Raw genomic sequence first — 19,561 nt, forward strand, 5'->3', positions numbered from 1 at the left:
GTGGCCGATCGGACGGGTGCCGCCGACCCCCTGGTCGTGGGCTCGGTCATCGACACCTCGCGGGTTCTCACCCGGGCCGGCGACGTCGGCGCCTGGATGACGACGAACATGTTCGTCCCGGACACCTTCGAGCGGGCCTCGCTGCGCGACTTCGACCGGGAGATCCAGCGCGGCCTGGACAACCTCGCGGACGTCTGCCTCCGCCCGCACGACCGCCTCGCGCGGACGGAGGAGGTGGTCCGGGCGGATGTCGCCCGCCGGGTCCCACCAGCCGGCCTGGCCCGACTCGCCGGCCATCCGGAGGAGTGGGCCGGGGTCGAGCACGGACGCATCCATCCGCTGCGAGTGCTGTCGCTGCGCTACGTCGAGGACGTCGACTTCTACGAGAACCGGGTGGCGGCGCAGCTGGTGGACCGGTTGGACGAGTACCTGACCAGGCGGATCCACGAACTGGCCCTGCTCGGCGCGGGCCTCGCCGACATGAGCGCGTTCGTGGGCGCGCTGCACGGCACCAGCTCCTGGCGGCGGCGGGAACGGATCGCCGAGCTGGTGGCGGTGGCGGTGTCGGACAAGGCGGCGTCGGCCGTCGCCATCGAGGCGACCCACGCGGAACTGGCGAACGCGCGGGGCCGGCTACGGGCCCTGCGCCACTCCCCCGCACTCACCCACGCCGACCGGCGGGCGCGGTTACCGATGCGGCTCAGGTGGACGAACCTGTTCACCAACGATCGCCGGTACCGGCGGGTCGGGAAGCTCTGGGAGCGTTGGGCGGTGCAGCAGGCGGCGGAGACGGACCAGGCACGGGCCGACAGCCGGGACTTCCCCGCCGCCTACCGAACGTACGTCGCCGCACTGTCGCTGCGGGCCCTGGCGCTGCTCGGGTACCGGCCGGACGACCCGGACGCCCCCGCTCCGGCAGCGGGCACCCGGCTCCGGCTGCGCGGCCCGGCGGAGGAGTTGACGTGGTCGATGAGCGAGGACGGCACGGTCGGCGTACACGCCGGCGGGACGGAAGTGACCCGAATCGTGACCGACCCGCGAGACCTCGGCGCGAGGGTCCCCGAACCTGTCCGGCAGGGCTGGCTCGCCGATCTGGCGGCACTGCCCGGTCCGGTCGTCGTCGTCTATCCCGGCCTCCGGACCACCCGGTCGTCGCTGCCCCGCCCGGTACGTCGGGGGCTGCATCCGGCGGGTTTCGGGACGACGGCCTGCCTCGTGCCGATCAGCCCGTTGGAGGTCGAGGGCGAGGAGCGGCTGGGGCGGGCCCTCCGGTGGACGCTGCAGGGCCGGTGGTTCAGCCACGGATACCCGCTACCGGTGACACTTCCCGGTCCGGTGCCGGAGCTGCCGGCCGCAGACTGGCTGCGCCCGGTGGGCGGCCGGCGGGTGCTGCTGCTCCGCCGCCCCACCCCCGAGGAGCGGTCGCACCTGATCCGGCAGGCGGTGGACGGGCACCAAAGTCGAAGCCGGGAAAGTCAGAGTCTGCCGGCAGCGCTGACGGCCGCCCTGGATGCGGCGGGGGTGGCCTTCTGCCGGTTCGACACCTGCCCGATCTGCCAGGAGCCCGGGGCGCGGCTGCACATGCGGGACCGCGACACCTTTCAGGCGCGGTGCAGCACCTGCGAGGCCGTCTGGGGCAGCCGGGTCTGTTCGTGTGGTGCCCGGTACCCGGTGCTGTGGCCGCACAACGCCATCATCGACACCGCCGACGGCGATCGAATCGACCGGACAGCCGGTGCGGATGTGCTGGCAATGCCGTGCACCGCCACGGAAACCACTCCCGGATCGCGGTTCCGGTGCCCCAGATGCCAAGAGTGTGCTGGGCGACCGGGATGCACCTGCTGGGCTGACTCCGACCGGCGTCAGACAGCGGAAGGCGTTATCGAGGCCTTCGCTTCGGAGACGTGAATGGTCTGCACGGGCACTATCTTCGACCAACCCGACGCCGACGCCGTCCGAGCCCAGTTCGACCGGGTCGTGGCCACCATCGAGGCCAAGCGGGTGTTGACGATGAGCATGGCGACGAGCGCGGTCGTGGTGATCAGCGTGTTCACGGTGACCAGCCGGGCGCGGCGGGGTCGGCGCGCGTTGATGCGCACCCCGATCAGCAGGGCGGTGGGCAGCCGCCGCGATAGCCAGATACGTCCCCGCCGGCGCCGCGGTGGCGTTGCAGCGTCGGCCAGCGCGTGAACGGTGCTGGTGGCGGCGGCGCGCACCACTGGTACCAGAGTCGCCGCCACAGCGATCGTGAGGGCGAGGGCCGTGACGGCGATCGCCATGCGCAGGGTGGGTGGCTGGGCGTTGGCGGAGCCGATGAGTCCGGCGCTGGGGCGGATCAGCACGGGTGCGGCGAACCAGCCCGTGGCCAGGCCCGTGGCGGCGCCGGCAAGCCCGATCACGAGGTACTCGGCTAGGTGGACGGCGGAAGCGGACTGCCAGCTTGTCGTAGCGGGTGGCGACACCACGGTGACAATGTCATCGGGTGCACCGCCGCGATGGCGCAGTGGGCCATGGTCGTCGTCCTGACCCGACGGCTGGTCCGCTTCCAGCGCACCGGCCGCCTCCGAACCGTCACCAGCCCCGCCTGACTCGAACGACGACCCGCTCCCCGTCCTAAGCCAAGCCGGGTAACAAGATACGGTCGGGATCATGACCCTCATCTTCGCCGACCTCGGCCTGCACCTGGGCGTCCTGGACGCCCTGCTGGATGACGCGATCGCTGCCGACGACCTCAAGGCGCTCATCGATTCGACCGGCCCCGATGGCCCCGAGGACGGCTACCCAGGTCCAGGCCCGCGCCTGGAGGCGTCACTGAAGCTGTTACATGCCGTCGCGGTGCCGTCAGCCGAGGCTGCAGCGATCACCCACTTGCAGTTCGACGGCGGCAGCGACATCTACATGCTGATCGAGCAGACCCTGGACATCGACACCGGCGGCGAGTCCGACGACTACAACGTGACGTCGCTAAAGGGCATTCACGCACTGTCCAGCCTGCGGTCCCTGGACCTGGACGGCCACGGCTACCGTCGAGGGCCGTTGGAGCTGACCCCGCTGACCGGCCACCCGGCCCTGTCGGAACTGGTACTGACCGGGAAATGCACGGGAGCGGCGGCGCTGGAGTCGCTGCCTGCGCTACACACCCTCGACGTCTCGCTGGCGCACCTCGACGACCCCGATGTCCTGACCCGCTTGGAGGCCCGCGGAACGACGGTCCACCGTTGATGGGCGCCAGAGCCACCGGTGTCAGTAGATGATCAGGTACGGCTGCCGGTCGCTCTCCCGACTGTCGATGGCGACCAGTCGCCCAGCGGTCGTGTCGTCGGAGAGTCGAAGCGTCAGGGCTCCGTCGGCCAGGTTGGCGTTGACCGCGCCGGTGACGTCGACCGAGTACCAGCCGGGGCGATCCACCCGGACGGTCCCGAGCACGCTTCCGCCCGCGCTGGACGGGCGGCTGTTCCAGCTCACGCCGCTCTCCGACCATGAGTCGTCGGCCAGCGCCCGCACCGTCACCGGTACGGCGCCAACGCCCGGCGACACCGAACCGACATGGAAGTACAGCCGGGCGGAGACAGTCGCAGTGCCCGGGTAGCCGCCGAGTCCGGCCTTCAGGTAGGCCATCCGGTCGCCGTCCGGACTCTGCGTGTCGGGGAGGTCGGCGATCTCCAACTCGCTCGCTGAGCCGTAGGCGGTGTCCGCGTACGCACCGGCGCGTACGAAGGCGTCGGCGACCACCGGCGTCGTGGTCTGCCACCTGGTCTCCACGTTCCGGGCCCGGTCGTGGGCGGATGCCCAGTAGTAGCCGGGTGCGGTGATCCGCAGTGGTTGGAAGCCCACCTCACCGGCCCGGAAGCCGATCGTTTCCGAGACGCCCGACGCCTGGCCGTCCGAGTTCGCGTTCATCGTCAGGTACCGGCCCGCCATCTTGGTGAACCGGCCGTGCACGGCCGCCGCCACCGGCTCCCCGGTGACCAGATCGGTCACCCGGAGCCGCACGGTCGCCGGACCGCCTGCGGCGCTCACCGTCAGCTCGGAGACGATCAGTGGCCGCAGGTGGGTGCCGGCGGTGGTGGCGGAGACAGCCGGCGAGGCCGGCCCGACGTTGCCGTGTACGTCCACGGCGGCGACCCGGTAGTGGTGGGTGGTGTCCGGCAGCAGGCCGGAGTCGGTGAAGGTCAGGCCGCGCGACTGCCCGGCGAGGTTCTTCGGGTCGGGCGTGAAGCCCGGATCGGTGGACCGGTAGATGTTGTAGTGCTCCACCTCGGTGTCGTCGAAGGCCCGGCCGTAGACGAGATCGATGCTCTGGTGGTCGAAGGCGTTCGCCGTCGGCGGCGAGCTCACCACGCCGGGCGGGCCGGTGTCGGCCGGCAGCGGCGCGTACACGGCGTTGGGCCCCCACACCGACGGGAGCCAGCGGATGGAGTCGTAGTGGTGCATCGCGACGCCGCCGAATGCCGGACTGCCGGCGAAAGCGTCGTACACCTTCCGCAGTTCACGCTCGGCGACGGCGCGCCCCTCCTCGCGGAAGGTGATGGTCTCCGGGTCGCCGCTCCAGGCGATGTCCAGCGTTTCCACCCCGATCACCACCGAGTTCGGCTTGCCGATCGCCTCGGCGTACGCGATCTCGGACTGGGCCTGGGCGATGATGCCGACCGACCCCTCCGCGGTGTCCCGGTAGTCCATGATCGAGATGTAGTCGCTCAGGTCCTGGATGTGTTCGCTGAGCGGTTTGGTGGCGCCCTTCCAGGTGATGCCGGTGCAGCACGGGTTGACGTCCAGCCAGCGCGGGATCGCCGGGCCGAACGCCAGTGGCGAACCCGCCGCGTTCCTGCGCTGGATCAGCTTCTCCAGAATCTCGAGCCACTGCAGTTGCAGCGCCGGCTTCTCGGCCGCGAACCCGGGATAGATGTAGGGCTCGATGTCCACGTTGACCCCGTCGAACCGCTCCGCCGGCCGCGAGGCGAGGTTGTAGTTGAGGATCTTCTCCATCTCCCGGACCGCGCGGGGGTGGTAGCGCTCCAGCCCGCCGAGGAACGGCGGTTGGGTCCCGCCGGCGATCGTGGCGTACACCGTGAAGCCCTGCGCGTGGGCCCAGCTCACGAAGTCCCGCACCTCGGCGCGCTTGTCGTAGAGCATGTCCAGGTCGCCGTACCGGTCCACGCCGACATAGAGCGTGGTGATCGGCCGCGAGCCGAAGGTGTCGGCGTCGCGCGCCGTCGTCGCGAGCAGCCGGCGGGATCCGGGGTTCAGGACCAGGCCGTACGACGCCCGCTCCCAGATCCACATCGCCCGGTCCTGCGGGCCGACCCGTACCGGCTCGGCAGCGCCCGCGCCGACCGCGACGTAGACGGTCGGGCTGTACCCGGTGTTGCCGTACGCGTCGACCGCCCTGGCCTCGATGCTCACCATGGCGTCACCGAGTTCGCGGGGATCCCACAGATGGGTGTAGGTGCCCTTCTCCCCGAGCGCCCGCAGCCAGGCTCCGCCGTTGACGCGTACCGACACCTCACGCACGGTGTTGTGCGCGGCGACCGAGACGCGGACCGGTGTCGGCTGCCGCACCGTACCGCCGTCATCGGGACTGGTCACCGTCACGACCGGGACGTTGGCGGCCGGGTTGTCCACCCGCAGGGTGACGAACGGGGACCAGACACCGTAACGGTTGTCGGTCCGCTTGGCGCGCACCGCGACCTCGATCTCACCGTCCACGCCGGTCGTGTCCAGGTCGTAGTACCAGGTGCCGGTGTCGTCGCCGTCCGGGTCCACGGTGTGTACGCGGGGAGTGCTGCGGCCGTCGAGCACGACGGTCAGTTCGTACGCGTCGGTGTAGCTGCCCGACAGGCGGACGGTCCCGGCCGGCACCGCGGCACCGCTGGTGTGCGAATCGATGGTGACCGAGGGCGCGGCGGCGGAGGCGGGCTGCCCGGGCGGCAGCAGCAGAGCGGCCAGCACGGCGGCAGACAGCGTCAGCCGCGAGCGCCAGGACTTGCTTCGGATCAGGGACACGGGGGTGCTCCTCTCGGGGGGTTCAGGAGATGAGGAGGTACGGCTCGGTGCCCGCGGCGTACTCGCGGGAATCGATGACCACCAGCCGGTCGGCGACCGAGTCGTCGGCGAGTCGGAAGGTGATCTGGCCGTCGTTGAGATTGCTGTTCACGGCACCGGTGACGTCGATCGCCTACCACCCGGTGTCGTCACCGGCAGGGTGCCTAGCGGGGTCGCTCCCGCGGTGGGCCGGTTGTTCCACGTGATCGTGGGCTCCGACCAACTGTCGACGGTGAGCACGCGGACGGCGTGGGGGACGTTCACGGCTCCTCCTGCCATGTGTCGAGCCAGCGGTCCAGGTGCGCGGCGACGAACGCGTCGTCCTGCAGATCGGGGTACGCCCGGATCACCCGGTCGAGCTCCGCCGCCTGCCCGGGCGAGAGCCGCTCCCGCTCGTCGAGCAGCCGTACTTTGTCCAGCAGGCCCTGGCGCCGCAGCACCTCGTGGATTCCGGCGACACAGCCGGCGAAGCCGTTGGCGACGTCGAAGACGGCCGCGTTGGCGTCGGTCAACCTCGCGGCCGTCGTGAGCAGCTCCTCGTCGAGCTGTCCGGTCCGTGCCGCCTCGCGGGCCCGCTCGAACAGTTCCACGGCGCGGCGGGTCCACACGGCGTACTGGCCGAGCAGCCCACCCACGATCCGCTTGCTGACCTGGCCGCCACTCACCGGGAAGCGGTACGTGGTGAGCAGGTCGACGATGATGTTGTCGTCGTTGCCGGTGTAGAGCGCGATCTCCGCCGCCCGTGCGGACTCGCAGACCGCCCGGACCACGTCGAGGGTGCGGTACCGGTCGAACGGCGCGATCTTGATCGCCGCCAGGCAGGGCAGTTCGGCGAGCCGGGCCCAGAAGTCGAACCCGAGCGTCCGACCGCCGACCGCGGGCTGAAGGTAGAAGCCGAACACCGGGAGCACCTCGCCGACCGCCTCGATGTGCGCGATGAGCTCGTCGTCCGTCAGCTCCGCCAACCCGCGCAGGATCACCATGGCGAGGTGTTGACGATCTCCCCGCCCTAAAGGACGGGGATTCCCTCCACGCTTCGCGTGGAACACGCGGCGTCCGGGCGGATTCCTGCTTCCCGGCGCGGTGCCAGCACCCGTGCTGGTCTTACCTGCGCTCCACAGGCGTTTAGGCTCTCGGCGCGTCCCGCCGCGAGCACGTTGATGGCCGCGTTGATGTCCCGGTCGTGGGCCGCGCCGCACGGGCGGGTCCACGACCGGACGGACAGCGGTTTCGGTCCGTCGATCCGGCTGCACGCAGAGCATGTCTGCGACGTGGGCGCGAACCGGTCGACCTTGGCGAACACGCGCCCGTACCGGGCGGCCTTGTACTCCAGCATGGCGGTGAAGCTGGCCCACCTGGCGTCGTGGACCGACTTGGCGAGCCTGGTGCGGCCGAGACCGGTCACGCACAGGTCCTCGACGTACACCGCTTGGTTGTCGCGGATGATCCGTGTCGAGAGCTTGTGCTGCCAGTCCCGCCGGGTGTCGGCCACCCGCGCATGCGCGCGGGCGACCTTGACGACGGCCTTCTTGCGGTTCTGACTCCCGCGCTGCTTGCGGGAGAGGTCCTGCTGCAATCGCTTGAGTTTGCGCGCGGCGCGACGCAGGAACTTCGGCGCGGCGACCTTCGTGCCGTCCGACAGCACCGCGAAGTGCGTCAGGCCCAGGTCGATACCCACCTCGGAGTCGACCGGCGGCAGTGTCTCCTCCGTGTTGGTCTGCACGACGAACGAGGCGACGTATCGGCCCGCCGCATCCTTGATCACCGTCACGGACGACGGCTCGGACGGCAGGTCCCGCGACCAGCGCACATGCACGTCGCCGATCTTTGGCAGGCGCAGGCGGCCGTTGTCGAGGACCTTGAACCGGGAGTTCTTGGTGAAACGGATCGCCTGCCGGTTGTCCTTGCGTGACCGGAACCGTGGTGGCGCGACCGTGCGCCCCTTGCGCTTGCCCGTGATCGAGGCGAAGAAGTTGCGGTACGCGGTGTTCAGATCCGCCAGGGCCTGCTGCAACACCACGGCGGACACCTCGCCCAGCCACGCCCGTTGCGGGGTGTCCTTGGCCTGGGTGATGACCAGCTTTGACAGGTCGGCGTCGGAGACGTACTTCCCGCCCGCCTCGCGGACCTGCTGGCGCAGGCGCAGCCCGTCGTTGAACACCACCCGGGCGCACCCAAACGACCGTGCCAGCGCTTCGCGCTGGGCGGCGTCCGGGTAGAGCCGGTAGTTGTAACGGAGCTGCACGTACAACAGCGTACAACGGAGTACGATCAGCGCCATGACCGACACGAACGACATCAGCGTGGCCGACCTGCGGAAAAACCTGGCCGAGATCCTGAACGACACCGCCGTCCGCAACCGGACGATCTACGTGACCCGTAACGGCCGTCGGATCGCCGCCATCGTGCCGGTTCCCGTGGCTGAGCAGAGCGAGCAAGCTGCAGGTTAAGGCACCGCTCGGGCCTTGGCGGCCCTCCCAGCGCGGGCCTTCACCCCCGCCCTGAAGGGCGGAGCACTGGCCCGCATTCCGGTAGCCGCCATGCCGCAGCCCGTCGTACCGGCGGGGGGTCTGGCGGGCGTGTCCGACCAGGGTCTCGGCGCGCCACGCCCCGATCTCGGTCAACCGCGGGTAGCGCGGGATCTCCAGCCGCCAGCCCTGGTCGTCGGTGAGGTGCAGGTGCAGCACGTTGAGCTTGTGCAGCGCGAGCAGGTCGATGAAGCGCAGCACGAACTCCTTGGGCATGAAGTGCCGCGCCACGTCGAGCATCACGCCGCGCCAGCCGAACCGGGGGGCGTCGGCCACCTCGAGGTGCGGAAGGCTGACGGTCCGGCCGGACGCGCCGTCCGGCAGCAGCTGGCGCAGCGTCTGGGCGCCGTAGAACACCCCGGCAGGCGCGCCTCCGGTGATCTCCACACCGCGCTCGTCGACGGTGAGCCGGTAGCCCTCCGGTGCCAGGCGATCGTCGAGGGTCAGGCGCACCGGGGCGTCGGACAGCACGGCGCGGGTGAACCCGGGCACCTCCGCGAGCCAGTCGGCCTCGGGCACGGCCACGACCGGCACCGGCCCGGCGACACGCAGCGCACCGGAGTGCCGGCGAACCGCCGCGGGATACGGGATCAACGAGGTCATCACGCCGCCCGGTGCGCAGCGAGTACCGCCCGGAACGCGCCGAGCGCGTCGGCCAGCGGCGGCGCCTCGGGGAACCAGGCCCGTTCCCACTCCAGGGACAGCCAGGCCCGGTAGTCGAGGCGGTCCAGCTCGCTGAGGATCTGGCCCAGCGGGACCGCGCCATGCCCCGGCAGCACCGGAGCCAGGTCGTCGGTCGCCCGGACGTCCTTGAGCTGTACGTGTCGCAGCCACGGCGCCAGCGCGTCGGCCGCCTCGCGGGCGCTCTCCCCCACCCGCCACGGGTTAACCGCGTCCCACAGGGCGGCCACCACGGGCGAGTCGACCTCGGCGAGCACCGCCGCGACGGCGCGTGCCGAGCAGAACACGTCGTGGGTCTCCAGCAGGACCGTCACCGGCCCGCCCTCGATCCTCCGGGCCACCTCGCCGAGCCGCTGCACCGCCACCGGATGCGGGTCGGCCTGGCCGTCCCGGCCGCCGAAGACCCGCACGTAGCGGGCGCCCAGGTGCTCGGCGATCTCGACGTGGTGCAGCAGGTCGGTGACCGGGTCACCGTCCGGTGCCGCGACACGCACGTACGAGGCGACGCAGATCGGCTCGACACCCGCGTCCGCGAACCGCTTCCCGGTCTCTCGCAGCGTGCCGGCCGGGGTGTCGGGCGCGACCGGCTCACCCTCGGCGCAGCGAAGCTCCACGCCGTGGCAGCCGGTACGCCGGGCCAGCTCCAGCACCGATTCGACCGGCTCGGCCGAGCAGCCGAGGGTGCTGAACGCGAGTCGGCCCGCTGCCCACGCCGGTACCGTGTCGACGCCGCTCACGCCGCTGAGCCGAATGGTTCGCTCGCTCCGCTCGCTCACGCCGCCACCTCCACGGTCGGACCGGGGATCCGCACGGTGTCGGCACGCTCGGCCGACTCGTACAGCGCGAGCGCGGTGGCCACGACCGACTGCCCGTACGCCGCGTCGACCGCCGGCACCCGCCCGTCGCGGCAGCTCGCGACGAAGTCCGCCAACTGCTCCCGGAACGCCGCCACGATGTCGTCCTGCTCGGGCGTGACCACCTGCACCGCGTCGTCCCCCTGGTACGTCCACAGCCCGTCGCGCCGGGACAACCGCAGCGCGCCGTGCTCGCACACCACCTCGGTCTCGTCCTGGAACGGCAGGCCGGTCCCGGTGACCGAGAGCATGACCCGTACCCCGTTCGCCAGTTCCAGCAGGCCGACCGACTCGGTTTCGACCTCGACGCCCGGCTGGTGCCAGACGTACCCGTGCACGCTGACGGCGGGCGCGTCGCCGAGCCAGTGAGCCTTGTCGATACTGTGTGTGCCGACGTTCATCACGATGCCGCCGCCGGCGAGCGTCGGGTCGAAGAACCAGTCCGGCCGGGAACCCCGCTCGTACCGCGCGGTACGCCGCTCGGTGATCACTACGGGCCGGCCGAGGCTTCCCGACCGCAGGGTCCGCCACGCCTCGCGGACCGTCGGCAGGAAGTGCAGCACGTGGCCCACGGCAAGGCGTACCCCGTGGGTCGCGCAGGCGTCGATCATCCGCTGGGTGTCCTCGACGCTGGTGGCCATCGGCTTCTCCACCAGGACGTGCAGTCCGGCTGCGGCGGCGTCCACGGTGATCGGTGCGTGCAGCGTGTGCGGCGCGGTGATCAGCACTCCGTCCAGCCCGCCGGCGGCGAACATCACGGCGTGGTCGGCATACGCGCGGGCGCCGAACCGGGCCGCGAGCTGCTCGGCGGCCGGCAGCCGTACGTCGCAGACCGCGGCGACCTCGACCTCGGGCAGGCCGGCGGCCGCGTCGAGGTGCAGGGCGGCGACGCTGCCCGCCCCGATCACGCCGACGCGGAATGGTCGATTCCCCCATGTTTCGGTCACTGCACGTTCCTTTCGATCAGGACAGGTGTGTCGGTAGGGCGAGGGTGGCCAGGGGCGCTCGGGGGCGGACCGTCCCCACGCTCGTGGTGACGGGGCGGCAGGCGAGCGCTGATCAGCCCTTGAGACCGCTGGCCATCGCGCCGCGAACGAAGTAGCGCTGGGCGAGCAGGAACAACAGCAGCATGGGCAGGAGCGACATCAGCGCGGCGGCGGTGACGAGCTGGTCGTTGCCCATGAACTGGCCCTGCAGGCTCATCACCCCGATGGGCAGGGTGTAGTTCTCCGGCGAGGTGAGGTAGATCGTGGGCTCGAGCACGGCGCCCCAGGACGCCATGAAGGTGAATACGCCGAGTGTCGCGAGTGCCGGCTTGGCGAGCGGCATGTGGACCCGCCAGAACACCTGCCACGGGTTGGCTCCGTCGAGCGCCGCCGCCTCCTCGAAGTCGCGGGGGATCGCGAGGAACGTCTGGCGCATCAGGAAGATCCCGAACGGCGTCGCCAGCCAGTACGGCACCACCAGCGGCAGCATGGTGTCGAGCCAACCGAGGTGCTTGTACAGGATGAAGTTGGGGATGATCGTCACGACGGTGGGCAGCATCAGGGTGCCGAGCGCCGCGGCGAGCAGCACGTCCTTGCCCGGCAGTTTCATCCGGGCCAGCGCGTGGCCCACCATCGCGCTGGTGACCACGTTGCCGACCACGGAAAGGCTCGCGATGAGGAAGCTGTTCCAGGCGTACAGGCCGAAGGGGGCGCGTTCCCACACCTGCGTGTAGTTGGACCACTCGGGCGGGTGCGGGAGCCAGACCGGCGGCACCGCGACGTACTGCGCGAAGCTCTTCAGCGAGTTGGCCACGGAGGCGACGAACGGAACGACCATGATCGCCGCACCGAGGCCGACGAACAGGTACGCGGCCGGGTGTCCACGTCGGTCCTGGCGGCGCCGGACCCGGCCGCGCCGACCGGTCTCAGGCATAGTGCACCCACTTCTTCTGCAGGCGGAGCTGGACCAGCGTCAGGAGGAAGATCAGCGCGAACAGCACCCACGCGACTGCCGACGCGTAGCCCATGTTGAAGAACTCGAAGCCCTGCTGGTACATGAAGAGCACCGTCATCTCGCTCGCCCCGTTCGGCTGGCCGGCCGGTTGGCCCCGCATCGGTCCGGTCATCACGTAGACCTGCTCGAAGGCCTGCAGGGTGGTGATCGTCGAAAGGACCAGGACGAGGAACGTCGTCCCCGATATCCCGGGGAGGGTGACGCGGCGGAACCGTTGCCAGGCCGACGCGCCGTCGATCTTGGCGGCCTCGTACAGCTCCTCCGGGATGTTCTGCAGCCCGGCGAGGAAGAGCACCATCATGTAGCCGACGCCCTTCCAGACCGCGACCAGGGCGAGCGTCGGGATGACGAGCACCGGACTCTGCAGCCAGGTCGCCTGGGGCAGGCCGAGCCACCCCAGTACGGTGTTGGCCATCCCGAACTGCGGGTTGAAGACCGCGTCGGCGACGTACGCCACGACGACCCACGACGAGATGACCGGCACGAAGTACGCACTGCGCAGTAGCGAGATCCATCGCAGGCGTTGGTTCAGCGCGACCGCGAGCAGCAGCGCGAGGATCGTCTGGGTGGGTACGAACAGCACCGCGAAGTAGGCGGTGTTGAGCAGGCTCCGCCAGAACGCCTCGTCACCGAGCAGGCGGCGGAAGTTGTCCAGCCCGACCCACCTCGGTGGGGAGAGCGTGTCGTAGTCGGTAAGGCTGAAGTAGAGCAGGGCGAGTACGGGCCACGCGGTCAGCACCACCAGGTGTGCCAGGTACGGGAAGGCGAACACGGTCGCCCACGCCCGCTGACCGAAGCCCGGCCGTTCATCCCCGGTTCTCCTTCCGTCCCGGGGGGAGGGGCGACGCCCCTGTTCCACCCGGTCCTCGATGGTCGTCACAGCGCCACCTCCTCCCTCCGTCTGGCGGGGCTGACTCACTTCTTCGCGTAGAAACGGTCGATGATCTGCTGCGCATCCCGTTGCGCCTCGGTCAGCGCGTCACCGACGGGCCGCTCCTTGGCGAGCGCCCGGTCGACCTGGTTCGCCACGGCCGTGGTGTACTCGGTCCACACCGGGTTGAGGCCGAGGTCGTCGGCGTCGGCGAGGGCGTCGAGGAATGCCTGCCGGTCGGCCGGCGGGGTACCCGGCTTCAGGAACACGTCGGACGCGGCCACCTTCTTGTTGATCGGGATCGCCTCGCCGATCCCGGCCCAGGTGGTCTGTGGTTTCTCCGAGGCAAAGTAGGTAATCCATTTCCAGGCGGCCTCGGCCTTCCGCTGGTTCGCGGCCTTGTTGATCACCCAGGAGTTCGCGATCGCCACGTGGCCGCGGCCCGCCGGGCCCTTCGGCATCGGTGCCACGCCGAGGTCGATCTTCGCCGCGTTCGCCGGGATGGTGCGGGCGTAGATGCCGAACTGCATCGCCACCCGGTTGCTGGCGAACATCGTGTGCGGGCTGCCCAGCGCCTTGGTCGTGACCACGTCGGGGCCGGCCTTCTCGGTGTACATCGCGTTCAGCATCCAGTCCAGCGCCGCACGGCTCTGCGGGCTGTCGACGACGACCTTCCGCCCCCCGTCGGCGACGACGTCCCCACCGAACGCCTTGACCATCGGCCACCAACTCTCGGTGAAGCCGGGCGAGTAGACGCGCATCCCCCACACGTCGGGCTTGCCGTCACCGTTGGTGTCCCGGGTCAGCTTCTTCGCGGCCGCGGTGAGGTCGTCGTACGTCCAGTCTCCGGTCGGCTCGGCGACGCCCGCGTCGGCGAACATCTTCTTGTTGTAGAAGAGCACCGGGGTCTGCGCGCCCTGCGGGAAGCCGTAGATGTGGCCGTCGGAGTCGCGGTTGAGGTCCACGCCGTAGTAGTCGTCGGTGTTGACGGTCTTCACGAAGTCGCTGAGGTCACGCAGGCTGTTGCGGCCGGCGTACTCCTGCACCAGCACCCCGTCGGAGAGCCACACGTCAGGACCCTTGCCGCCGGCGAGTTGGGTGCGCAGCCGCTTGAAGAAGTCCGTGTACGGCGCCGACTCCAGCTCCAGCTTGATGCCGGAGTTCGCCTTCATGAACTCGTCGGCGAGCGAGCGCATCGTCTTGTCAGCCGGGCCGCCCGCTTCCGCGTAGTAGCCCAGCCTGATGGTCACCCGGCCGCCGCTCTCCTCGTCGCTCGCGCCGCAGCCGATCATCGTCGCGGCGAGCGCCGCGACGCCTGCCAGGGCGACGAGACGCCGGCCTGGCGAGAAGCGTTGCATCCTCATCGTGGATCTCCTTGTGTTGGTCGCCCGGCGGGCAGCGGTCTCGGGTCACCGCCTCGACGGTGCGCCTGGCCCTCGGCCGGTCACGGACTACCGGTCGCGGGCGGCGCCGCACGAGGCCCGGATCGCCAGGCGTGGTTGCAGTTGGGTCTGGTGCACGGGGGCCGAGGCTCCCTGCTCGATGCGTCGCAGCAGGACCTCGGCGGCGAGCTTGCCCACCTCGGTCTTCGGCGGGGAGATGGCGGTGAGCGGCACCTCGCCGAGGTCGGCCACCTCGTCGTCGTAGGCGATCACCGCCAGCCGGTCCGGCACGGTCAGCCCGAGCCGGCGCGCGTGGGGCAGCAGTCCCGCGGCGTCCCGGTCGCCGAGGCAGAACACCGCGGTGATCTCGTTGTCCCGGCAGATCTGTGCGTACGCCGCGAGCTGGTCGGACGTCCATTCCTCACGTCGGACCGCGGCCGCCGGGAGATGAGGCAGGCCGAAGTCTGCGACCGCGCGGTCGAAGCCCTCCGCCACCATGTCGGCGGTCGCGGTCCGGATCCGGCCGAGGTGGCCGATCCGCTTGTGCCCCAGCTCGACGAAGTGCCGTACCGCGGCGTAGCCCCCGCCGAGATGGTTGGTGCAGACGTACGGCGTCGCGTCGTCCGGCGCGGGAGCCGGCGGCCTCCGTTCCACGAGCACGTACGGGACCGGTAGCCGGTGCAGTTGGTCGACGTACTGCTGGGGCTTCTCGATCAGGTGCAGGTTGGGCACGAGCAGCAGGCCGTCGACGTCTGCGGCGAGCAGTTGGTTGATCTGCTGCGCCTCCAGATCCGGGTCGTACTCGGAGCTGGAAAGGATGATCCGGACGCCGGCGCTGGTCATCACCCGCTCGATGCCCTCGATCACCCGTGGGTAGAAGTACGAGGTGGACGGTACGAGCACCCCGACGAAGCGGGCGCTACGCCCGACCTGCGCTGGTATCGCCACCACGTAGGTGCCGGAGCCCTGGCGACGACGTACCAGCCCCTCGTCCACCAGCAGGTTGATCGCGCGGCGGACCGTGTTGATCCCCACCTCGTGGGTGTGGGCGAACTCCTGCTCGGTGGGCAGGCGTGCGTCGACCGACCACCGACCTTCGGCGATCTGTTGCCGAAGGTAGGCCGCCAGGGCTCGGAATTTCGTCCCCTGAGGGAATGAATCCAAACCATCAATGTCGGTCATGGCTGAGGATTCTTGAGCAGCAGACAAACCTCCGTCAATCCCTCCCGGCAAGAATTTTCCCTGCTTGACGCGGCTCGCCGGGCAGGTATGCTCCGGATTGCCATCGACTAGTGGGAATGAATTCATTCCCAAATAGATGCCACGGAAGGTGGGATTCGGCATGCCGGCTCTTGGGCCCGAGCACACCGGGGCACTGAACGGTCTCGTCGTGGAGCGGGTGGAGACCTTTGTGGTCGAACTCCCGACGATCCGTTCGTTCGAGATCGCCGGAGGGACCGTCGCGACCGTCGGGCAGCCCAGCCGGCGGGTGCTGGTGAAGGTGACCGCGGACGGAGTCGTCGGCTGGGGCGAAGCCACCCCGACGCCGTCCTGGACCTACGAAACCACCGAGAGCATCGTCACCACCATCGATCGCTACCTCGCGCCCGCGATCCTCGGCGCACCGGCGTGGAACCTCGACGCGGTCACGGCAACCTTCGACCGGGTCATCAACCGCGGCTTCACGATCGGTGCGCCGATCGCGAAGTCCGCGATCGACATCGCGCTACACGACCTCGTCGGACGGGCGGTCGGCGTCCCGCTCGGAGTGCTCTGGGGGCAACGTCGCGTCGGACGGATCCCACTCGGCTGGATCATCTCCGCCAAGACCCCCGAGGCGGTCGCCGACAGCGTCACGGAGGGCCACGCCCTCGGGTACACGGCCTTCAAAGTCAAGATCGGGCTGGCCGAGATCGACCAGGACCTCGCGTTCGTCGAGGCGGTACGCCGAGCGGCGCCGAAGGCGGCGATCTGGGTGGACGCCAACCAGGCGTACCAGGTCGACCAGGCACTACAGGTGGCCCGCCGGCTCGCCGAACTCGACGTCGCCGCGTTCGAGCAGCCGCTGCCGGCCAACCAGATCACCGGGCTACAACGGCTGCGGGACCACTCCCCCGTGCCGGTCGCGCTCGACGAGAGCCTGCGCCACCCCAGCGACCTCGCCACCTTCGTACGCCTGGACGCGGTCGATGTCGCGATCGCCAAGGTGCAGCGCAGCGGCGGCCTCACCCTGTCCCGGCGGATGTGCGCCCTCGCCGAGGACAGCGGGGTACGCCTGATGGGCTCCGGCCTCACCGACTCCGACCTCGGCTTCGCCGCCTCGCTGCACCTGTTCTCGGCGTTCGGCATCGACACGCCCGTCGACCTCAACGGCCGACAGTTCATCGAGTCCGCCTACGTCGGCGGGCACACGGTCGAGGTACGCGACGGGGAGGCCGCAGTACCCACCGGCCCCGGCCTGGGCGTCGACGTGGACGAAGCCGCAGTACGAGCCCTGGCCGTCGACGTGCTCCGCGCCGATCCGCCGGCCAGATCCCACAGAACTCGTGATGCCGAGTAGGCCCAGGCCGGGTCCGATGTGCGGATCTTTGTGAATAGGCAAACGGTCGGTGGTAGCCGTGTCACCTGCGATCGGTCGTCAGTCAGGTTCACACGTCAACACGATGGCCCGGCCGTCGACGTTGAGCACGTGCCCGGCGCCGAGGCGGGCCAGGGGCGTTTCCCAGTGCACGTGCCCGCACACGGTCAGGGCCGGCGCCTGGGTGCGCAGATGGGCGCCGATGGCGGGATGGCCGGGCTGGTCGTTGCCCTCACCCTGGGGGCCTTCGTGCAGGACGAGCACGGCGGGATCGGCGGTGAGCGCGGCGCCGATGCGGGCCAGCTGGGTGGGTTCGCTGCGGCGGCCAGACCGGCGCGGGTCGCCGATGATGCTCCCGACGCCGGCGAAGCGCACCCCGCCGTGGTCGATCCAGCCTCCGTCCAGCAACGCCGCGGCTGGGCCGAGTTCGGCCAGCTGGTCGCTGGCGATGACGTCGTGGTTGCCGGCCACCCCGACGACCAGCCGGCAGCCGACCGCGACCAGCGCCCACCACACGTCGGCGACCTCGCCGGAGGCGCCGCGCCGGTCGGCGTGGGTGGTGGAGTACAGGTCCCCGACGAGGACCACGGCGAGGCGCTCCGACGGTGGGATGAGCCCCTGCTCGGCCCACACCGGCAGATAGTCAGCCAGCGCGACGCCCAGCAGCACGGGCGGGCCGCCCCACGGCGACGGCGCCACGCCCTGCAGATCCCCGGTGACCAGCACCGCGTCGCAGCCGGAGGGTAACGCCTCGACGCCCAGGCGTCCGACCGTTAGCCGGGCCGCCTCGGTGCCGCCGCCGGACCGCGCCCGCTGGTAGGTCACCTCGGTGACCGGTTCGACGCCACGGCCGGTGATGCGCACGCCGACACCGTAGCCGCACCCCGCCACCACAGCGCTGAGATTTGCTGGCGGCAGACGGGGCAGGCTGCATGGGACTCCTTGCGCCGGCCCGGCGTCCGCAGCCGTTTCAGCGCCTGCCTGGTGGCGATCCGGATCAGGAACGCGCGCTGGTCCAGCACCGTGCCGAGGTCGACGCCCACCCACAGCAGCCAGGTCTCCTGCAGGACGTCTTCGGCGACGGCGGAGCCGAGCATCTCGTAGGCGGGAGTGAACAGCAGGTTATGGTGAGCGACGAACGCCTCGGTGGCCGCGTCCATGCGACTGCCACGAGCTGTGGCCGTCGGTTGCTCACTTCGTTCGCTCATCGCTGGTTCCTGCCTGTTTCGTTCGCGACCGTGCCGATTCCCCTGCGATCCCGGTCCCCGCCGCTTTGTGACACCGACGATCGGTGGGCTACGTCACATAGGTCCCGCTGTCACAAAAAGCGGGCCGCCGGAATCTCTTGCACGTAACGACGCAACACCACGAGCAAGGAAGTCCCAGCATGTCCACCCACGACGACCAACCTCCGGTCGCGCATGCCCAACCCTCTCCCGTTCGGCCCCGAGATGGCGGAAGTCGGCGCAGGCCTGCACAAGGTCTCAAGAACGGTTCGATCCACCCGACGACCATCAGCCTGCTGCAGCTGCGCGCCGGGCAGATCCTCGGCACGGCGATGGGGTCGCTCATCATCGCGATCGCCCACATCGGCTTCCTCACCCCCGCCGCCCTCATCGCCGAGCCGATCCCCGGCATGCCCCCCGGCCAGGACTACAGCGAGCAAGAAAGGCACACAGCATGAGCATCACCAAGTTCGCGGTGGCGGGAGCAACCGGACGGCTGGGCCGCCGCGTCGTCGACGTCCTGGTTGAGAGAGGACACCAGGTCGTGTCGATGTCCCGAGTGAGCACCGACCCGGCCACGGGCAACGCGTTCACCAAGCTACGAGACGTTCCTTAGAGCAACTGGGTCAGCTTGCCACCGCGTTGGAGGAGGGGCCGGCCGCGCACGGCTGGGTCGAGGACCAGCGCTGGACCCTGGGCCGGGTGGCGGGAGCTGATCGCCCGGCTGTTCCGGCAGCGGTACCCCCTGCGGGGTGTCGTTGTTGTTGCACCGCATCGGGTCCAGCCCGCAGATCCCGAAGCATCGACCGGTCGAACGCGACGAGGCGGCGATCGCGACGAGGCGGCGGGAGGTGTGGCCGCAGGCAAAAACAGCGGCGGCCGAGCGTGGAGCGTGGATCTGCTTCCAGGACGAGGCAGGTCACACGCTTCGGCCGCCCAAGGCCCACACCTGGGCGCCCCGCGGACGCACGCCAGTGGTCCGGTGTCCGACCCTACTGGGTCGGCCTGGTCCTCATCGCCGCCGCCTGGGTTGCTGATCGAGGACATGCCTTACATGCCTCAGATACCACCGACCCCGCCCGCGCCGCTGCCTGCGCTGCCGTCACTCGGGTTCCGGTGTTCGTCAAGTCGTCTGCGGGCTTCAGTCGACGCCTGCAGGTTACGAATCTGGCCATCGTCGAGTGATGCCTTCTGCTGGGAACGACGCCACAGCCAGACCGCTGCAACGACCGCCAACACGATGATCAGAACCATGAGCCAACGCATGTCGACCTCCGCCTGGTGAGCGACCATAAGCCCGATTGACAGCCCGTGCACCTATCGCTGCTCTCAGTATGCGCAGCTCCAGTCAAGCGGACGGCTTGCTGACGCGCTGTCGGGCATCAGCTCGCGGTCGGG

Annotated in this window: 21 protein-coding genes and 1 pseudogene; 7 read left to right on the top strand and 15 right to left on the bottom strand. The window is 70.1% G+C overall.

Going from position 1 to position 19,561, the window contains the following annotated elements:
* Positions 1-1,908, top strand: a complete 1,908-nt coding sequence (locus ACGFZ2_RS19345) for a DUF2357 domain-containing protein (protein ID WP_393455262.1) — start codon at positions 1-3, stop codon at positions 1,906-1,908.
* Here ACGFZ2_RS19345 and ACGFZ2_RS19350 read toward each other — a convergent pair.
* Positions 1,863-2,651 carry a hypothetical protein gene (locus ACGFZ2_RS19350; protein WP_393455265.1) on the bottom strand — a complete coding sequence of 263 codons (789 nt, stop codon included), beginning with the start codon at positions 2,649-2,651 and terminating at the stop codon, positions 1,863-1,865. The two genes, ACGFZ2_RS19345 and ACGFZ2_RS19350, sit on opposite strands and share 46 nt — an antisense overlap.
* Here ACGFZ2_RS19350 and ACGFZ2_RS19355 point away from each other — a divergent pair.
* On the top strand, positions 2,650-3,222 hold the full coding sequence (locus ACGFZ2_RS19355; RefSeq protein WP_393455268.1) for a DUF6892 domain-containing protein: 573 nt from the start codon (positions 2,650-2,652) through the stop codon (positions 3,220-3,222). The two genes, ACGFZ2_RS19350 and ACGFZ2_RS19355, sit on opposite strands and share 2 nt — an antisense overlap.
* 21 nt (positions 3,223-3,243) lie before the next feature.
* On the opposite strand, the gene ACGFZ2_RS19360 is transcribed toward ACGFZ2_RS19355, so the two are convergent.
* From ACGFZ2_RS19360 to ACGFZ2_RS19375, 4 genes are all read right to left on the bottom strand, one after another.
* A complete protein-coding gene (locus tag ACGFZ2_RS19360; RefSeq protein WP_393455271.1) occupies positions 3,244-6,003 on the bottom strand; it encodes a DNRLRE domain-containing protein in 2,760 nt (919 codons plus the stop codon).
* A gap of 22 nt (positions 6,004-6,025) precedes the next feature.
* Positions 6,026-6,154: a hypothetical protein gene (locus ACGFZ2_RS19365; RefSeq protein ID WP_393268789.1), complete on the bottom strand. Its 129-nt coding sequence runs from the start codon at positions 6,152-6,154 to the stop codon at positions 6,026-6,028.
* Between the two features lie 148 nt (positions 6,155-6,302).
* Entirely contained in the window at positions 6,303-7,025 is a 723-nt protein-coding gene (locus ACGFZ2_RS19370) for a dihydrodipicolinate synthase family protein (RefSeq protein WP_393455629.1), read from the bottom strand.
* Between the two features lie 26 nt (positions 7,026-7,051).
* Positions 7,052-8,287 carry an RNA-guided endonuclease InsQ/TnpB family protein gene (locus tag ACGFZ2_RS19375; RefSeq protein ID WP_393455274.1) on the bottom strand — a complete coding sequence of 412 codons (1,236 nt, stop codon included), beginning with the start codon at positions 8,285-8,287 and terminating at the stop codon, positions 7,052-7,054.
* Between the two features lie 34 nt (positions 8,288-8,321).
* On the opposite strand from ACGFZ2_RS19375, the gene ACGFZ2_RS19380 reads away from it, so the two are divergent.
* Positions 8,322-8,492, top strand: coding sequence for a type II toxin-antitoxin system Phd/YefM family antitoxin (locus ACGFZ2_RS19380; protein WP_393268795.1), 171 nt, complete (start codon positions 8,322-8,324; stop codon positions 8,490-8,492).
* A 147-nt stretch (positions 8,493-8,639) separates the two neighbouring features.
* On the opposite strand, the pseudogene ACGFZ2_RS19385 reads toward ACGFZ2_RS19380, so the two are convergent.
* The 7 genes and pseudogenes from ACGFZ2_RS19385 to ACGFZ2_RS19415 all read right to left on the bottom strand — a co-directional run.
* A pseudogene (locus ACGFZ2_RS19385) lies at positions 8,640-9,173 on the bottom strand (family 20 glycosylhydrolase); the annotation flags it as partial.
* Complete coding sequence (locus tag ACGFZ2_RS19390) at positions 9,173-10,027, bottom strand: sugar phosphate isomerase/epimerase family protein (protein WP_393455277.1); 855 nt, start codon at positions 10,025-10,027, stop codon at positions 9,173-9,175. The gene ACGFZ2_RS19390 and the pseudogene ACGFZ2_RS19385, both read right to left, overlap by 1 nt.
* Positions 10,024-11,052, bottom strand: a complete 1,029-nt coding sequence (locus ACGFZ2_RS19395) for a Gfo/Idh/MocA family protein (protein ID WP_393268801.1) — start codon at positions 11,050-11,052, stop codon at positions 10,024-10,026. Before ACGFZ2_RS19395 ends, ACGFZ2_RS19390 begins: the two co-directional genes overlap by 4 nt.
* Before the next feature lie 112 nt (positions 11,053-11,164).
* Positions 11,165-12,025, bottom strand: a complete 861-nt coding sequence (locus tag ACGFZ2_RS19400) for a carbohydrate ABC transporter permease (protein WP_393455280.1) — start codon at positions 12,023-12,025, stop codon at positions 11,165-11,167.
* Positions 12,018-12,986 carry a sugar ABC transporter permease gene (locus tag ACGFZ2_RS19405; RefSeq protein ID WP_350705220.1) on the bottom strand — a complete coding sequence of 323 codons (969 nt, stop codon included), beginning with the start codon at positions 12,984-12,986 and terminating at the stop codon, positions 12,018-12,020. Before ACGFZ2_RS19405 ends, ACGFZ2_RS19400 begins: the two co-directional genes overlap by 8 nt.
* A 35-nt stretch (positions 12,987-13,021) precedes the next feature.
* Positions 13,022-14,341, bottom strand: a complete 1,320-nt coding sequence (locus ACGFZ2_RS19410; RefSeq protein WP_393455283.1) for an ABC transporter substrate-binding protein — start codon at positions 14,339-14,341, stop codon at positions 13,022-13,024.
* An 87-nt stretch (positions 14,342-14,428) separates the two neighbouring features.
* Positions 14,429-15,541, bottom strand: coding sequence for a substrate-binding domain-containing protein (locus ACGFZ2_RS19415; protein ID WP_393455286.1), 1,113 nt, complete (start codon positions 15,539-15,541; stop codon positions 14,429-14,431).
* Positions 15,542-15,701: 160 nt separating this feature from the next.
* Between ACGFZ2_RS19415 and ACGFZ2_RS19420 the strand changes: the two genes are divergently transcribed.
* Positions 15,702-16,919, top strand: coding sequence for a mandelate racemase/muconate lactonizing enzyme family protein (locus ACGFZ2_RS19420; protein WP_393455289.1), 1,218 nt, complete (start codon positions 15,702-15,704; stop codon positions 16,917-16,919).
* 78 nt (positions 16,920-16,997) lie between these two features.
* On the opposite strand, the gene ACGFZ2_RS19425 is transcribed toward ACGFZ2_RS19420, so the two are convergent.
* Both ACGFZ2_RS19425 and ACGFZ2_RS19430 read right to left on the bottom strand, forming a co-directional pair.
* Entirely contained in the window at positions 16,998-17,801 is an 804-nt protein-coding gene (locus ACGFZ2_RS19425) for a metallophosphoesterase (protein ID WP_393455292.1), read from the bottom strand.
* The gene (locus ACGFZ2_RS19430) at positions 17,759-18,097 is read right to left on the bottom strand and encodes a sigma factor (protein ID WP_393455295.1); all 339 of its coding nucleotides are present in this window, start codon (positions 18,095-18,097) and stop codon (positions 17,759-17,761) included. The genes ACGFZ2_RS19425 and ACGFZ2_RS19430 overlap by 43 nt, the downstream gene beginning before the upstream one ends.
* 227 nt (positions 18,098-18,324) lie before the next feature.
* Between ACGFZ2_RS19430 and ACGFZ2_RS19435 the strand changes: the two genes are divergently transcribed.
* The 3 genes from ACGFZ2_RS19435 (at position 18,325) to ACGFZ2_RS19445 (ending at position 19,200) form a co-directional block, all read left to right on the top strand.
* Entirely contained in the window at positions 18,325-18,621 is a 297-nt protein-coding gene (locus ACGFZ2_RS19435; protein ID WP_393455298.1) for a hypothetical protein, read from the top strand.
* Positions 18,618-18,779: an NAD-dependent epimerase/dehydratase family protein gene (locus tag ACGFZ2_RS19440; protein ID WP_393455301.1), complete on the top strand. Its 162-nt coding sequence runs from the start codon at positions 18,618-18,620 to the stop codon at positions 18,777-18,779. The genes ACGFZ2_RS19435 and ACGFZ2_RS19440 overlap by 4 nt, the downstream gene beginning before the upstream one ends.
* Before the next feature lie 136 nt (positions 18,780-18,915).
* The gene (locus ACGFZ2_RS19445; RefSeq protein WP_393455304.1) at positions 18,916-19,200 is read left to right on the top strand and encodes a winged helix-turn-helix domain-containing protein; all 285 of its coding nucleotides are present in this window, start codon (positions 18,916-18,918) and stop codon (positions 19,198-19,200) included.
* Between the two features lie 22 nt (positions 19,201-19,222).
* On the opposite strand, the gene ACGFZ2_RS19450 is transcribed toward ACGFZ2_RS19445, so the two are convergent.
* Complete coding sequence (locus tag ACGFZ2_RS19450; RefSeq protein ID WP_393271113.1) at positions 19,223-19,429, bottom strand: hypothetical protein; 207 nt, start codon at positions 19,427-19,429, stop codon at positions 19,223-19,225.
* Positions 19,430-19,561 lie beyond the last annotated feature (132 nt).

This window comes from Micromonospora sp. NPDC048063, from assembly GCF_043202855.1.
In the GTDB taxonomy this organism is placed as follows: domain Bacteria; phylum Actinomycetota; class Actinomycetes; order Mycobacteriales; family Micromonosporaceae; genus Micromonospora.

Excerpts from the sequence above, each read along its gene's own strand:
- ACGFZ2_RS19415 (WP_393455286.1), bottom strand. The coding sequence starts at position 15,541 with ATGACCGACATTGATGGTTTGGATTCATTCCCTCAGGGGACGAAATTC.
- ACGFZ2_RS19435 (WP_393455298.1), top strand. The coding sequence starts at position 18,325 with ATGTCCACCCACGACGACCAACCTCCGGTCGCGCATGCCCAACCCTCT.
- ACGFZ2_RS19350 (WP_393455265.1), bottom strand. The coding sequence starts at position 2,651 with ATGATCCCGACCGTATCTTGTTACCCGGCTTGGCTTAGGACGGGGAGC.
- ACGFZ2_RS19400 (WP_393455280.1), bottom strand. The coding sequence starts at position 12,025 with ATGCCTGAGACCGGTCGGCGCGGCCGGGTCCGGCGCCGCCAGGACCGA.
- ACGFZ2_RS19380 (WP_393268795.1), top strand. The coding sequence starts at position 8,322 with ATGACCGACACGAACGACATCAGCGTGGCCGACCTGCGGAAAAACCTG.
- ACGFZ2_RS19420 (WP_393455289.1), top strand. The coding sequence starts at position 15,702 with ATGCCGGCTCTTGGGCCCGAGCACACCGGGGCACTGAACGGTCTCGTC.
- ACGFZ2_RS19430 (WP_393455295.1), bottom strand. The coding sequence starts at position 18,097 with ATGGACGCGGCCACCGAGGCGTTCGTCGCTCACCATAACCTGCTGTTC.
- ACGFZ2_RS19355 (WP_393455268.1), top strand. The coding sequence starts at position 2,650 with ATGACCCTCATCTTCGCCGACCTCGGCCTGCACCTGGGCGTCCTGGAC.
- ACGFZ2_RS19450 (WP_393271113.1), bottom strand. The coding sequence starts at position 19,429 with ATGCGTTGGCTCATGGTTCTGATCATCGTGTTGGCGGTCGTTGCAGCG.
- ACGFZ2_RS19370 (WP_393455629.1), bottom strand. The coding sequence starts at position 7,025 with ATGGTGATCCTGCGCGGGTTGGCGGAGCTGACGGACGACGAGCTCATC.
- ACGFZ2_RS19410 (WP_393455283.1), bottom strand. The coding sequence starts at position 14,341 with ATGAGGATGCAACGCTTCTCGCCAGGCCGGCGTCTCGTCGCCCTGGCA.
- ACGFZ2_RS19440 (WP_393455301.1), top strand. The coding sequence starts at position 18,618 with ATGAGCATCACCAAGTTCGCGGTGGCGGGAGCAACCGGACGGCTGGGC.